The sequence below is a fragment of the Peptoniphilus lacydonensis genome (assembly GCF_900106515.1).
Classification (GTDB): domain Bacteria; phylum Bacillota; class Clostridia; order Tissierellales; family Peptoniphilaceae; genus Peptoniphilus_A; species Peptoniphilus_A lacydonensis.
In genome coordinates, this window is sequence record NZ_FNWF01000003.1 from 756,517 (window position 1) to 771,581 (window position 15,065).

The following is a 15,065-nucleotide window of genomic DNA, read 5'->3' on the forward strand; positions in this document are numbered from 1 at the left end:
AATTCTATTCTTTATCTAATTAAAGAAAAATACAATTATCCGGATAATTCCATTTATGAGGTGAATTTATGGAATTTACATTATGGGATTTATTACAAGATACTGCCATTTTAGGAATGTTAATGTTACTAGGTCAATTTTTAAGAGCAAAAGTAAAAATATTTCAAAGTTTACTTATGCCAGCTTCACTAATTGGTGGATTTATAGGCCTTGCTCTTGGCCCTAGTGGTTTTAACATACTTCCGTTTTCAAGTCAACTATCTGCTTACTCAGGAGTACTTATAGCAATTGTATTCGGTTGTACTCCTATTGGAGATGACTCTTTTTCCAAAGAAGATATAAAAGGCGTTGGGGGATTCTTTTATCAAAATACTGGTATATTAATTCTTCAATATGCATCTGGTATGGCCTTATCTATAGGTATATTAAACAAATTTTGGGATCTTCACAATTCTTTTGGTCTTATACTTGCTACTGGATACTATGGCGGACATGGTACCGCAGCTGCTCTAGGTGCGATGTATAAAGAAATGGGCTATCCAGAATTTTTGGATTTAGCTAATACATCAGCCACTGTAGGACTTGTTGGTGGCATCATTGTTGGAATGATTTTAATTAATTGGGGAACAAGAAAAAAGTATACAAACTTTGTTGAATCTCCTAAGGAACTTCCTGATGAAATACGAAGAGGTATTATTCCAAAAGAAAAACAAAAATTTTCTGGAAAACTTACTATTTCAAATATGTCCCTAGACTCTCTAGTTTTTCATCTGTCTATAGCTTTAATAACTGCCTATGCAGGTAGAACCCTTTCAAAATTTATAAGTAGCAAAATAGATTGGCTCTCTATTCCTGTCTTCGTTTTAGCACTAGTTTTTGGATATATCATACAGGGAATTCTTAAAGCTACAAAAACAGATCAATATATTGATAGACCTACAATGCAAAGAATCAGTGGATCTTCAACAGACTTACTAGTAGTATCTGCTGTTTCTTCATTAAATCTTGGCGTTATTAAATCAAATTTAGCACCACTTGCCATTACCTTTATATTCGGTTTTGCGTTAAATGTACTTTGGTTTTTATGTGTAAGTAAATACGCTTCATCCAAAAATTGGTTTGAAAGAGGAATATTAAATTTTGGTAGATCTAATGGTGTAGTTGCTACAGGTGTTTTATTAAATAGAGTGGTAGATCCAGATCAAAAATCTAGAGGCTTAGAAGACACTGGTCTTACAGATTTATTAAATCGACCAATAGCTATTGCTCTACAAGTTTTACCCCCACTATTTATAAGCTTTGGTGGAAGATATCCAATGTATACGACCCTTGTAATGTGGGCAGCATTTATTGTACTTACAATTATTGCTCTTATATTTAAATGGTGGACGCCTGGAAAAATGCAAGGAAATCAACGTAAGTGAGGTGCTTTATGAATTACGATATTATACATTTTGAAGCTTTAGGAAAAGAAGCTGACTATTTGGAGATAGAAACAAATAATTTAATAAAAGAAAATATTTTGCCAAAAGATTTTAAATCACTTATAACTCCTCTGACAGTTCAGGAATATTTATCAGAAAATAATATTAAATTACCTGAGATAATTACTACAAAGACTCACTCAATTTTACCTTCTGATTATATAAATAGTGAAACTAAAAATAATGTAATCACAAGAAGTGCAGGTTATGATCACCTTGAAGAATATCAAGATAATCTAAACATCGCTTCACTTAGGGAATATTGTGTTAATGCAGTTGCTCAAACTGCTCTAAAATTTGGACTATGTACTTGCGGCTTATTAAATGAATACGTTAAAAACACTCAGTCCTTTGAAAGAAATAAAACTAATTCTTTTATGGAAATTAGTGAGAACCGAACTGTAACGGTCTATGGAGTTGGCAAAATTGGCTCTAGGGTATACAAATACTTCGAAGATGTAGGATTTAATGTTCAAGCTGTAGATATTAGGAGCGAAGAATTAAAATCTCAAGAAAAATACAAAAATTTTAATTTTATAAATAAAGAAGATGCAATTTTAAACTCTGACATCATAGTAAATGTCATGAACTTAACAAAAATAAAAAATTCTAAATTTTACAATGTAAATTATTTTAGTGAAGAATATTTGAGAAAAAATAAAAAAAATTTCATTTTTATAAATGTTACTAGAGGAGAAATTGCCCCTGAAAGTGTTCTTTTAAAACTATATAGCGAAAAGAAAATTTTGGGATTAGGATTAGATGTATTTAGTCATGAATCTGAACTAACAGAGGATTTGAAAAACCAAAATAAATCCAATGATATTGATGTTTTGGCTGCTAAAAAAATTATTAACAGTGCAATTTCATCAAAAGAAAATTTTTATGTACAAGCTCATCAAGGGTTCAATTCTGATTTAGCTGCTAAATCCAAAGCTCACGAAGCTATAGAACACTTAAAATATTGGTATCTCCATGACAAAAAAGGCTTTAAAGAGCAACTACCATATTATGAGGAGTAAAAATAAATCACTTTTATTTATATTCTTAATTGTTTTACTAAACTTTTTATTATTTTCAATAGACTTATATCTAGAAAAGAACTATATTTATAGAATTCTGAATTTAAAGAATCCTAACTCTTTAACACTAGAAAACAAGAACACTTTTCACAGTTTAAACGACTCAGACGAAATAAAATTATATGAATATAAGATTAATGACAAAAAAGTTTACACTGCATTTAGTTTTTTTGAAAACAATAAATTGTATAAATTAAAAAAAGCTTCAAATCTCGAGCTAATAATGTCCCATCTAAATTTACAATCCTATTTAGAAAATAATATTTCACAAAATAACTTTAAAACTTTATTTTTATTTAATATGAAGTTGAATACTACCAATTATTGCAATACGACTTTTACTGGATGGGACTTTATTATTTTAGATAAATCTAAAAATAAATTAATTCTTGTGAAATACATCAAACCGCGTTTTACCCTTTCTTTATATAATTTTGAGTCGGATACAATATTATCCGACTTTTTTAATTTATATAACTAATTCCCTTTAATTTTCCTCTAGTGAAATACTTTCCATAATATGATATAATTTTATCGGAAGGTGAAAAAATGATTCAAAGTTTAGTCAAGGCAACCAATGTTTTAGATATATTAAAAAATGAAAATCGTGAGCTTACTATTGCAGAGATTTCTGAATCTTTAGATATTCCACCAAGTACTGCTCACAGAATTTTGTCAACTTTAATAGAGGTTCGTTACGTGTCTAAGGACGAAAAGACTCATCTTTACTCCCTAGGTCCTGCTCTTATTCCTCTTGGCATTAAAGCTTCTGCAAAAATAGATCCTCAAGCTGTTGGGCGAAATATTTTAGAAAAATTATCTGACTTAACTCTAGAGGATTCTTTTTTTATCATAAAATCTGGCGACAAAGGACTTATGATTTCTAAAGCTGAGGGCAAACACTCTCTTAAAATAGTCGAAAATTTTGGTATTGAAATTGATTTACATAAGGGTGCAATTAGAAAAACTATACTTGCCTTTCAATCTGATGAATATATTGAAAATTATTTGAAAAAAAATCTTGCAGATTATTTGGATTCTTCTGTGAACAAGGAAACTTTAAAAAAAGATTTAATGGAAATAAGAAAGTCCAAAATTTCTGTTTCTGACTCTGAATATATTGAAGGAGCTATTGGAATTGGTGCTCCTGTTTTTAATTATAAGGATGACTTAGTGGGAGCAATTGGAGTAGTAATTCCAAGAGAAAGAGTCACAGAAGAAAGTAAAAAAGAATATATAGAAGCAGTGAAAAACTGCGGCATTGAATTTTCAAAAAATTTAGGCTATTCTGAAATTTAAAAGTTGTGTCAATAAACGCAACTTTTTTATTTTCCTAAATTTTTTGATTTTGTAATCCAAAAGCTTAAAAATAAAATCAAACTTTGATATTTTTCTGATTTTATTTATTAAAAAATTCAAAATAAAATTAAAATTTGCTGCTTTTTTGATTTTATTTGAGGATTTATGGATTGTTTATACACTTTATACTGCAAAAATAAAAATAAAGATAACATTATTTTTAATTTGAATAATAAAACAAAAAAATTAGAGAACTAAAGGAACTTGAAAAAGATGGTCTTATAAAAGTCATAAAGGAAAGACCTTTAATTTATACTTTGGGAAAAAATTTTATAGAAAATTTATAAAAAAGACTTGCTGTGCAGGTCTTTTTCAATGTTTAACAATGTCTTTATCTTTTAATGAGATTCATTATTTGTTAAAATATATTTAGGAGGTCTTTATGCCAATACTTAGCTTAACAAATATTAAAAAATCTTACATTGACGAAAATACTATTAAAGATGCAAATTTAATAGTTGAAGAAAGGGATAAAATTGGCCTTATTGGGATTAACGGCAGCGGAAAGTCCACTCTTTTTAATATAATTACAGAAAATTTGTCCTGCGATGATGGAGAAATTTTTAGGAAAAAAGATTTAAAAATAGGATACTTAGAACAACAGTTGAATTTACATCAAAAGGGCAGCATTTATGAAAATTGCCTTTCTATTTTTTCTGATTTAATTAATTTGGAGAAAAGTCTGAGAAAGCAAGAACATATTCTTGCAGAGAACCCCGATAATTTAGACGAAGAATTAAATAAATATCAAAATCTTCAAGACGAATTTCACAAAAGAGATGGTTACTCCTATCATTCCAAAATTAGGGGTACTTTAATTGGTCTTGGCTTTAGTGAAGATGATTTTGAAAAAGATATTGCAACACTATCTGGTGGTCAAAAGTCTCGCGTGGCTCTTGCAATGCTTCTTCTTGAGGATGCTGATTTGTTGCTTCTTGACGAACCTACAAATCACTTGGATATTGATGCAATTTCTTGGCTTGAAAAATATTTAAAAGACATCGACAAGGCAATAATTGTAATAAGTCACGACAGATATTTTTTAAACAACATTGTATCCAAAATCGTCTTACTTGAAAATGGTGCTACAAAAACATACTCTGGCAATTACGATAATTATGTGAAGCAGAGGAAAAAGGACTTTGAAGTTTTAAAAAGACAATACGAGGATCAACAAAAGGAAATCAAAAGGCAAGAGGAAATCATTAAAAGATACTTAAGCCTTGGTCGTGACAGATTTATTAAACAGGGAAAAAGCAGAAAAAAAATGTTAGACAAAATGCAAAGAATTGAAATGCCCAGTTCTAATAAAAAAACTAATCTCTCCTTTAAGACCAATAAAACTTCTGGAAAAGATGTTTTGCAGATAAAAGACCTTTCAAAATCCTTTGGCGACAACTTAATTTTTCATGACTTAAATGCCTTTGTCTATAAAAATGACAAAATTGGTTTAATTGGACCAAATGGTGTGGGCAAATCAACTTTATTTAAAATAATTGCAGGTGAAATTTCTCCAAATTCTGGCAAAGTTAAAATTGGCTCAAATGTTGACATTGCCTTTTTCTATCAAGAACTGGACAATCTCAACTTAGACAAAACTGTAATGGATGAGATCTGGGATGAATTTCCAAAACTTGAACACTTTGAGATAAGAAAATACTTGGCGGAATTTCTATTTGTTGGGGATGATATTTTTAAAACTATTGACGAGCTTTCTGGTGGAGAGCGTGGAAGATTATCTCTTTTAAAAATTATGTTAAAAGGTGCAAATTTTCTAGTACTTGATGAACCAACAAATCACTTGGACATTGACTCTAAGGAAATTCTAGAAGATGCCCTTTTAAAGTACGAGGGCACTGTTCTATCTATTTCTCACGACAGATACTTCCTAAATAAAACTGTGGACAAAATTTTTGAAATGAAAAATGATTCTATAAATGTTTTCTTAGGCAATTACGATTATTATCTTGAAAAGACAACTGAAGTTGAATTAGAAGATGGAAACTATAAATCTAAGACAGAAATTGCCAAGGAGAAAAAACTTGAGAGAGAAGAGCGAAGGAAAAATAAAGCTTTAAGGAAAGAAAGAGAAAATTTAGAAAGTGAAATTGCAAATTTTGAAGAAAAATTATCCACAATAGATAATAAGCTTGCAGATAGTGCTACTTACAACGATTTTAATTTAGCAAATAATTTATCCAAAAAACGTGAAACCCTTGCAAATACTCTCGATGAGCTTTACGAATCTTGGATGGAATTAGAAGAAGAATAAAAAAGTTATAAAATTTTCTTCCACAATCTTTTTGTGATGACTACTTTATCCCCAGAGTTATTAACATTATCCACAGGTATATAAACATTTGTCTTTAAAAATAGTGCACATTTCATACACATTTTGATAAAATTATCATTATACACAAGAAATCTCTCTATTTTCAAATTTTTCACTAAATTTTTACAGAAGATATACAATCTTATCCACAATTTTAAAAAAATCATCCACATTTGTGAGCTTAATAAACTATATTATTTTATCTTTTTATATATTTAAAACAATTTCTTGCATTTTAGAAACAAAAAAACACCTAGATTTCTAGATGCTTTTTTTGTCCAAAATTTTTAATTACAAATTTGTAAAGTTAACTCTTTAGTCTTTCAACCATTCCATCAGCAGGATCAAGAATTTTTATATCTGTAAGTTTTTCAAATTCTTTTTTCATGTATGGAAAGTGTGTGCAAGCTAAAATTATGGCATCTGGCACTTCTTCAATTGAATTAAAAAATTGAAAAAGTTTTTCTAGCCCAAGTTTTTTCACAATTTCTTCAGGATTTTCTTTTTTCTCTATTTCTTCTACCAGAGGTAAAATCCCAATAGAAATAGTGTCCCTAAATCTTTTTTCTGAAATTATTTTATCTATTTCATGTGCAGACTTAGAATTTGCCGCCAAAATTATAATATTTTTATAACTATCATCTAAATTTTTATAAAAATCAATGGGTGTTATAATTTCTATATCCTGTGAATTTTCTATACTCTTTACATCAATCGAAATAGAAAGAGAATTGCAGTAGATAAAAACTTTTTCTGCTCCCTTCTTTTTCGCATCAACTACTTTTTCTTTGACAATTGTTGTGAGTTCTTCTCTAGAATAATATTGAAGTCGTGACTGCTCCTTTGGATTTTTGGAAATTGGGTAACTTAAAGTTTCAAATCCTTCTTCCTCAAGTATTTCCTCTCCCATTTTTGTATCTCCATAAGTTCCTGCGAAAACTGCAACTTTCATTTTTCACCTCTTTAATTTAAATCTAAAACTTTTTTCACTTTACTTTTATTATAGTAAATAATAAAAATTATTCCAATATAGTTCCCCTTAAAAAGAATTGGGTAAAAATCTTAAAGGAGGAGATATTATGAAATGGCAGGGCCGAAGAAAAAGTTCAAATGTAGGAAGAAGTAAGGGTGGCGTTGCTCTCGGCGGCGGAGGTCTTTTAGTAGCACTAATAGTTTTTTTAATAACAGGTAGTCCAAGAGATGCTGTAAGGTCTGGTCTTGGATCTGGTGGGCAAAGCACAAAACAAAATTATGAACTTTCAGAAAGGGAACAAAAGCTTTATGATTATTCTGCGGTAGTTCTCGCAGACACAGAAGATGCTTGGCATGATATTTTGGGAAAAGAAGGAATTGAATATAGAGAACCGAAATTAAATATTTTTAAAGATCAAGTAAAAAGTGGCTGTGGTATTGCCAACGCTGGAATGGGGCCATTTTATTGTTCTCGTGACGAAGCAGTATATATGGATCTTTCTTTTTACGATTCCCTAATAAACGATTTTGGTGCTGATGAAGGCGACTTTATTTTATCCTATGTAATAAGTCACGAAGTTGGTCATCATGTCCAAACTATAACAGGAGTCATGCAAAAGTACCAAGAACAAATGGCAAATTTGTCCGAAGAAGAACAAAACGCACTTACAGTTCGACTGGAACTTCAAGCTGATTACTTGGCAGGTGTAGTTGCAAGATATCAAAAGGACAAAGGCTATCTTGACCCAGGTGACATCGATGAAGCAATTTCTGCCGCATGGTCAATTGGAGATGATACAATTCAAAAAAAATCACAAGGTCATGTAAAGCCAGAATCTTTTACCCATGGAACTAGTGCACAGAGAACTCGCTGGTTTAAAAAAGGTTACGAAACAGGTGACTTGTCTAATTGGGATACCTTCAGTGCAAAAGAATTATAAAATTAATAGAACTGTGGAAGACTAATTCACAGTTCTATTTTTATACTCTTTATTTGTCAAACTTTTATAGTTTAAAGGGCAAATAAAATTATTATTCTTAAAAAAACTAAAATTACAAAGACGAATTTATGACAATAAGTGACATTAATTTTTAATAAAAATTCTACAAAACTTAAAACTTTTCAAAAAAACTACGAGTCAAATACCCGTAGTTAAAATTATTTATTAAAATCAAATTTCAGAATTTTCTACACTTTCATTTAATCTTATGCTCCCAAACTTATCCAAATAAATATTTGAAATTTTTGCCAAATAATTTGGTGCTATGAAAAAACAAGCTACTATTGCTATCATAATTATTGGAAATAAACCTATTGAAGTAATTGGCATTTTATTTGCCGTTGCAAGACCAATAATTGATGCGGCAATTATTACAATAAGAGGAATTTTAAAAGTACTAAGTATTGTCTTAAAAGTCTTTCCAATTAAACCAAATCCAGTTTTTGTTATAAAAGAAAAAGTTTCAAAAAATCCAAGATCTCTATATTTTTCATCTGCTAAAATAAAATTAGAATATGCAAAAATAAGAGAAATGATAGTATAAACTACTACAAAAGGAATAAATCCAACTAGATACCTAGTTACATTTTCATCATTTATACTTTTATTTACTCCCTCCACTGTAACAACTAGAAAAAGCATATAAATTGCAAAAGTTATTAAACCAATAAAAATATTCATCAAAAAAACTTTTAAATTAATAGTCTTTATATTAGAAAAATAATCCCCATAACTTCCCATTCTATTTTTAATTAGTCCTGCACAGATAATATAATTTATTATCCAAGAAATAAATGTTGGAAAAATTTCATAATCTCCTGCATGAACTCCCATTTTTTCCATTATTGCATTAAAAATAATTGATAAAACTCCACCAGTAAGAAGCCATAAAATAACTGAACTATACTTGTAATCTCTCATTTGATCACCCTCCTTTTCGTTTTTTATTTTACCATAATAAGTAAAAATTTCAAAACTTTGTTAGGATTTGTAACTTTTATGAAATTTTTGTGGAATCGATTTCATTTTTGTGCTATAATAAGTTTCCGGCTAAGGAGGTGAATTATGTTTTTAAAGAAAGAAAAAGTAATCGAAAAGATTGAACAGTCTATTAAAAAAAGTGAAAAATTTTGTGGTGAAGGTGAACTTGCAACTTATATACCAGAACTTGCAAATGTAGACCCAGATGGTTTTGCCCTAAGTATCGTTACAACAGCTGGAAATGTCTATAATTTTGGAGAAGTGGACACTAGATTTTCTATGCAATCCATTTCAAAAATTATTTCTCTAATAATGGCACTTAATGACAATACTATTCACGATGTCTTCGAAAAAGTCGGAACAGAACCTACTAAATACAAATTTAATTCACTTATACCAATTGATGACAAACCTTCAAATCCACTAATTAACGCTGGTGCAATAACAACCGCTTCACTAATAGTTGGTAAAGACGTTGATGAAAAATTTGAAAGAGTCTTAAATATGGTTAAAAAATTATCTGACAGCGAAAAAATTAAATTTTTGGAAGAAATTTATTCCTCTGAAATGGAAACAACTGATGTCAATAGATCCATTGCATACTACCTTAGAAGTAAAAAAATATTTTCTCTAGATGCAGAAGAAGTATTGGACTTATATATAAGAAATTGTTCTATTGGTATAAATGCAACTGAACTCGCCCACTTAGGTGCAGTCCTTGCAAATGGAGGTGCTGACCTTGTAACTGGTGATGAAATGATCTCCAGAGAAACTGTAAAAATTGTCTTAGCACAAATGGCTTCATGCGGGATGTATGAAGAAAGTGGAGAATTCTTATTAAATGTTGGAATTCCATCAAAGAGTGGCGTCAGCGGAGCAATCCTTGGCATCGTCCCTGGAAAATGTGGAATTTGCACTTATTCTCCAAGACTAGATGAGTCTGGCAACAGTGTTAGAGGAAAAAATCTTTTGAAAATTTTATCAAAGGATTTAAATTTAAATATTTTTTTATAAGGAGTAAACATGATAAATATAATCGAAACTATTCATGAAATAGGAAGCTTAAATGCACAAAAAATGTATAGCGACGCTTTCTCCATGACCACAGGTCTACTTAGTGATGTCATCTATACATATCTATTAATACCACTACTACTTGGTATTGGACTTTATTATACATTTAAAATTAAAGGTGGACAAATATCAAATATCAATCACGCAATAAAATTAATTGCAACACCTGCAAAAGACGAAAATTCAATTTCACCTTTCAAGGCATTTACAATTTCTGCAGCATCTCACATAGGTACAGGTAACATAGTTGGAGTTGCAGCAGCAGTATCCATTGGTGGCCCTGGTGCAGTATTCTGGATGTGGATTACAGCACTAATAGGAGGAGCATCATCCTTTGTAGAAAATACTTTGGGACAAGTTTTTAAAGAAAAAAATCCTGATGGAACTTTCAAAGGTGGCCCTGCTTTTTATATGGAAAAAGCACTTAAAAAGCCTAAACTTGCAGCAACATTTTCAGTTGTAATTGCAATAGTATATGGTATTAACTTTAACGCAATGCAAGCAAACACAATTGCAGCAGGATTTAATTCATCTTTTAATCTTGACAAAAAAATAGTTGCTCTTTTCCTAATTATCTTAGCAGGAATAATTATCTTTGGTGGACTAAAGAGAATTGCTGATGTAACAAGTTTACTTGTTCCAGTTATGGCAATCATTTATATGGGCGTAGTTCTATTTATAATAATTAAAAACATTAAACTTGTTCCACATATGTTTGGCGTAATATTTGGCGGAGCTTTCAATCTTAAAGCAGGCTTTGGCGGACTATTTGGAACAGCAATACTAAATGGTATAAGACGTGGACTTTTCTCTAACGAAGCAGGCATGGGTGCTGTTCCAAACGCATCAGCAGTAGCAGATGTATCTCACCCAGCAAAACAAGGACTTATCCAAGCACTTGGAGTATATCTTGACACAATTCTAGTATGTTCAGCAACAGCTTTCGTAGTAATCCTAGCAGGCGAAGGCATCTATGCATCTGACCTAAAGGGACTAGAAATAACACAAGCAGCACTAGTAAATGAAGTAGGAAATTGGGCAAATTATTTCTTAACATTCTGCGTACTTATGTTTGCATTCTCATCAATTATTGGTAACTATTACTACGGAGAAAATAATATTTTAAAACTTGACCTTGGCAAAAACTCACTAACAATTTACAGAATATTAGTCCTAATAGCAGTTATCTTAGGATGCATTGGCGACTTCTCTATCGTATGGAATGTAGGAGATGTATTCATGGGTATCATGGCAGTAATAAACCTAATAGTATTAATTTCCCTTGGAAAAATTTCCGTTGGAGTTTACAATGATTATATTAAACAAAGAAATGACGGCAAAGACCCAGTATTCAACCCAAGAGATGTAAAAGAATTAGAACTATTTATTGATGAAATAACAGCTTGGGATAAATAAAAACAAATCAGATAATTAAAACCATAAGACTTAATACCAGAGCTATTATTTAACTCTGGTATTTTTTTTACATAAAATAAAAAAACTATGAGCCTAAACCCATAGTTTAACAAATCTATCCTTACTTATAATGACCCTTACATTGAAATATAACAATTGTATCTTCTTCTATTAAATAAACAACCCTGTGTTCCTTATTGATTCTTCTACTCCAAAGTCCTGACAAATTATTTCTTAATGCCTCAGGCTTTCCTATTCCTTCAAAGGGACTTCTCTTTATATCTTTAATAATTTGATTTATTCTCTTAAAAATTACCCTGTCATTCTTTTGCCAATATAAATAATCTTGCCATGCTTCAAAATCCCACTTTATACTATTAATCCTAGTCATTCTATTTCTCTTTCAACAAATTCTAATTTTCCATTTTTATAATCATCATATTTATTTTCTAAATATTCAATATTTTCTTTGCTATAAAAAGGATCAATTGATAATTCAAATGGGATTCTACTTTCTCTTCCCATCTTTTTTAGATAAACATTAATAGCAGAAGATAAAGAAATTCCAATATCTTGACAGACAAGTTCTGCCTTTCTTTTAACATCATCATCTACTCTTATATTAATTTGTGCCACAATATCAACTCCCAACTTTATTTTAGCATAATTATATAATTTGTAAATAATTATACTACAAATATTTAAAATAAAATTTTCTCTAAATAATCTAGTCTACAATGCGAAAACTTTACGCAAAAAAACTATGAGCCTAAACCCATAGTTTAACAAATTTATAAAATTATCTTCTATTACCTCTCAAAAATCCAATCATTTTTCTAAATACAATTACAAAACTTATCCATCCCACTAATGTTATTCCATAGACTGCATATTTTAAATTGGAAGTATTTTTATCCTTTGTTATTTCTTTACTTTCTAATTTTTTCTCTGGGACTTCTTCCACTCTCTGTGCATTAATTAGAAGTCTTTTTGGTCTAGGTGGTCTTTTGGGATGGCAAGTTAAAAGTGTAATCATATCTCTATTTCCTATTGGTAGCACTCTCTGCCATTCGCTTGGGTCAATGACTTCTTTATTCACAACTTCATATTTTAAAAGCCCAGTTCTGCCGTCAATTAAAATTTCATCGCCTGCCTCAAGCTTTTCAACATTGTAAAACATGAGGTCGCCCCACCAACCTCTATGACCAGCTATAACAGCCCTTGTGGACATTCCTCCAAGAGGAAGGCTTGTCCCTTCAACTTGGGCAACACCCCAGTCCAAATGGTCATAAGTTGCATCAAGATAAATTGGCTTTTTCATCTCCAACTTTGGAATAATAAGATAGGCAAAAACTTCGTCTTTATCCAAACCTTCTATATCATAATAACCTTCATAGTCTTCGTTCTTAAATGGGTCAATAATATTGCCATCGCCCTTTAAAACTCTTTCATTATAATTTTCAACTTCCCTTGTCAAAGTTTTTTTATCTTTCACAAATTCTTTATAATTTCTATTTGCCATTATCTCCCTATATGACATTGAAGAAAAAGCAACAAGTGGCAGAAGTATTCCGCAAATAATTAAAAAGTATCCAAAGACCACTCTACCCTTACTCTTCATATTTTCTCCTCCTGCGTTTTATATAATAATAAATAGTAAAAATAATTGCCAAAGATATAACTGTTGGCACAATTAAAGTTTTGTAATCAAATCCCTTTTTAACACTATCTTCTTTTGCTTTTTTCTCAATATAAGGAACTCTGTGACCTCGAACAAGAAGTCTGTGTGAATTTATCATATAAGGTGTGCAAGTAAGAAGGGTCATAAGGTCTTTGCCTTCCACAACAAGCACTGGTTCAAAATCCCATGGTTCAACTACAAGAATTTGGTCTACTTGATATGCCAAAGTTTCTCTCACATTTGTGTAATAAAATTCATCGCCAATTTCAAGCTTGTCAAGTTCCCTAAAAAGTTTAACTTGAGGAAGACCCCTGTGTGCAGTTATAACTGCGTGAGTGTCCACTCCACCTATGGGTAAACTTGTCCCTTCAAGATGACCGCAAGCGTGTTGCAAAACATCCTCAGAAGTACCAGCATAAACAGGAATTTTTTGGTTAATCTTTGGAATGTCAATGTAACCAATTTTTTCTCTTACTTCAATCATCCTTGCATAATTTTCTACACCCTTTTTCTCTCTTTCAGTGTATGGGTCTGCAAGTCTTGATGGATCAAGAGTTTCATTGTACGCCTTTGCAAGATCCATCCTTTCATTTACTTCTTCATCGGGCAACTTTTGCACAGCCTCTTCAAAATCTTTTATTTTGTTGTTGTTTTCCACTGTGTAATAATAGTTGGAGATAACGGGATAAATTGCAATCAAAAGACCTATGACAAAAAGTACAATTATTTTCCAATTTTTTTTAATCTTCTCTTTCATGGTCATCTCCCTCTATCTTATTATATCCATTAGTGGAATTCATCTTTGCCATTTCAATGTTTTTTGCCCTTTCAAGTTCTCTCTTCTTCTTTTTTATCTTAGAAATAATAAATCTCGCTAAAATAATTATAGCAAAAATTAAAAGGGCAACAAGTCTTTTATCAATGCCAAGGTTTTTACCCTTGTCCCTCATAATATCATCATCAACTTCTGGCACATAAGGCACTCTGTGACCTCGCACAATAAGTCTATGAGTATTAATCATAATAGGTGTGCAAGTTAAAAGCGTTGCATAGTCCTTGTCCTTTACCACCAAAAGCTGCTCAAAATTACTTGGCTCAATGACATCAATATGGTCAACTTGATATGCAAGAGTCCCTGCAATATTTTCAATATAAAACTTTTCACCCATCTTCACTTTTTCAAGATCAGTAAAAAGTTTTGCAGTTGGAAGACCAGAGTGTGCGGTGATAACAGTGTGAGTAGAAGCTCCACCAATTGGAAGACTTGTCCCCTCAAGATGTCCTGCACCTTTTTGTAAAATTTCCTCATTAGTCCCAGCATAAATTGGCAGTTCCACATCAATAGAAGGAATTTTTACAACTCCAATCTTCGTCCTAAGTTCAAGCATCCTCGCATAATTTGAAAGAGCATCTGACTTGTCCTTTTCACTGTAAGGATCTTTTTTTATAACATTAGAAAGCTCATCATTATAAATCTTTGCAAGCCTAATCCTATCAGCTATCTCTTCATCACTTAAAAGAGATCTTGCATCTTTAAAATCTTCAATCTGAGAATTTGCCTCAATCCTATAATAATAATCAGAAACCATTGGATAGGACAAAATCCCAAGCCCCAAAATAAAAATAAATATAAAAAGTTTATCAGATTTTTTCTTTTTCATTTTTTCTCCCTAAAATAAAAAG

General features: G+C 30.9%; 14 protein-coding genes. 7 read left to right on the forward strand and 7 right to left on the reverse strand.

Features of this window, described 5'->3' with window-relative positions:
• Positions 1 to 68: 68 nt before the first annotated feature.
• From BQ5450_RS05400 to BQ5450_RS05415, 4 genes are all read left to right on the forward strand, one after another.
• The gene (locus BQ5450_RS05400) at positions 69 to 1,424 is read left to right on the forward strand and encodes a sodium/glutamate symporter (RefSeq protein WP_071126208.1); all 1,356 of its coding nucleotides are present in this window, start codon (positions 69 to 71) and stop codon (positions 1,422 to 1,424) included.
• 8 nt (positions 1,425 to 1,432) lie between these two features.
• Positions 1,433 to 2,506 carry an NAD(P)-dependent oxidoreductase gene (locus BQ5450_RS05405; RefSeq protein ID WP_071126209.1) on the forward strand — a complete coding sequence of 358 codons (1,074 nt, stop codon included), beginning with the start codon at positions 1,433 to 1,435 and terminating at the stop codon, positions 2,504 to 2,506.
• Between the two features lie 609 nt (positions 2,507 to 3,115).
• Positions 3,116 to 3,865, forward strand: coding sequence for an IclR family transcriptional regulator (locus BQ5450_RS05410; protein ID WP_010245738.1), 750 nt, complete (start codon positions 3,116 to 3,118; stop codon positions 3,863 to 3,865).
• Between the two features lie 442 nt (positions 3,866 to 4,307).
• A complete protein-coding gene (locus BQ5450_RS05415) occupies positions 4,308 to 6,197 on the forward strand; it encodes an ABC-F family ATP-binding cassette domain-containing protein (RefSeq protein WP_010245736.1) in 1,890 nt (629 codons plus the stop codon).
• Positions 6,198 to 6,564: 367 nt separating this feature from the next.
• Here the strand turns inward: BQ5450_RS05415 and BQ5450_RS05420 are convergent, their stop codons facing one another.
• Positions 6,565 to 7,209 carry an aspartate/glutamate racemase family protein gene (locus tag BQ5450_RS05420; RefSeq protein WP_010245733.1) on the reverse strand — a complete coding sequence of 215 codons (645 nt, stop codon included), beginning with the start codon at positions 7,207 to 7,209 and terminating at the stop codon, positions 6,565 to 6,567.
• Positions 7,210 to 7,336: 127 nt separating this feature from the next.
• On the opposite strand from BQ5450_RS05420, the gene ypfJ reads away from it, so the two are divergent.
• Positions 7,337 to 8,170, forward strand: a complete 834-nt coding sequence (ypfJ, locus tag BQ5450_RS05425) for a KPN_02809 family neutral zinc metallopeptidase (protein ID WP_010245729.1) — start codon at positions 7,337 to 7,339, stop codon at positions 8,168 to 8,170.
• Positions 8,171 to 8,401: 231 nt separating this feature from the next.
• Here ypfJ and BQ5450_RS05430 read toward each other — a convergent pair whose 3' ends face one another.
• Positions 8,402 to 9,151: a hypothetical protein gene (locus tag BQ5450_RS05430; protein ID WP_071126210.1), complete on the reverse strand. Its 750-nt coding sequence runs from the start codon at positions 9,149 to 9,151 to the stop codon at positions 8,402 to 8,404.
• A gap of 144 nt (positions 9,152 to 9,295) precedes the next feature.
• Between BQ5450_RS05430 and glsA the strand changes: the two genes are divergently transcribed.
• A complete protein-coding gene (gene glsA / locus BQ5450_RS05435) occupies positions 9,296 to 10,225 on the forward strand; it encodes a glutaminase A (protein WP_010245722.1) in 930 nt (309 codons plus the stop codon).
• 9 nt (positions 10,226 to 10,234) lie between these two features.
• Positions 10,235 to 11,701: an alanine/glycine:cation symporter family protein gene (locus BQ5450_RS05440; RefSeq protein WP_083379728.1), complete on the forward strand. Its 1,467-nt coding sequence runs from the start codon at positions 10,235 to 10,237 to the stop codon at positions 11,699 to 11,701.
• Positions 11,702 to 11,822: 121 nt separating this feature from the next.
• Here BQ5450_RS05440 and BQ5450_RS05445 read toward each other — a convergent pair whose 3' ends face one another.
• The 5 genes from BQ5450_RS05445 to BQ5450_RS05465 all read right to left on the reverse strand — a co-directional run bounded on the left by BQ5450_RS05445 (position 11,823) and on the right by BQ5450_RS05465 (position 15,043).
• On the reverse strand, positions 11,823 to 12,092 hold the full coding sequence (locus BQ5450_RS05445; protein ID WP_071126211.1) for a Txe/YoeB family addiction module toxin: 270 nt from the start codon (positions 12,090 to 12,092) through the stop codon (positions 11,823 to 11,825).
• On the reverse strand, positions 12,089 to 12,337 hold the full coding sequence (locus tag BQ5450_RS05450) for a type II toxin-antitoxin system RelB/DinJ family antitoxin (protein ID WP_071126212.1): 249 nt from the start codon (positions 12,335 to 12,337) through the stop codon (positions 12,089 to 12,091). Before BQ5450_RS05450 ends, BQ5450_RS05445 begins: the two co-directional genes overlap by 4 nt.
• Before the next feature lie 163 nt (positions 12,338 to 12,500).
• Positions 12,501 to 13,322, reverse strand: a complete 822-nt coding sequence (locus BQ5450_RS05455) for a class C sortase (RefSeq protein WP_071126213.1) — start codon at positions 13,320 to 13,322, stop codon at positions 12,501 to 12,503.
• A complete protein-coding gene (locus BQ5450_RS05460; protein WP_071126214.1) occupies positions 13,312 to 14,139 on the reverse strand; it encodes a class C sortase in 828 nt (275 codons plus the stop codon). Before BQ5450_RS05460 ends, BQ5450_RS05455 begins: the two co-directional genes overlap by 11 nt.
• Positions 14,123 to 15,043, reverse strand: coding sequence for a class C sortase (locus tag BQ5450_RS05465; RefSeq protein ID WP_010245704.1), 921 nt, complete (start codon positions 15,041 to 15,043; stop codon positions 14,123 to 14,125). Before BQ5450_RS05465 ends, BQ5450_RS05460 begins: the two co-directional genes overlap by 17 nt.
• Positions 15,044 to 15,065 lie beyond the last annotated feature (22 nt).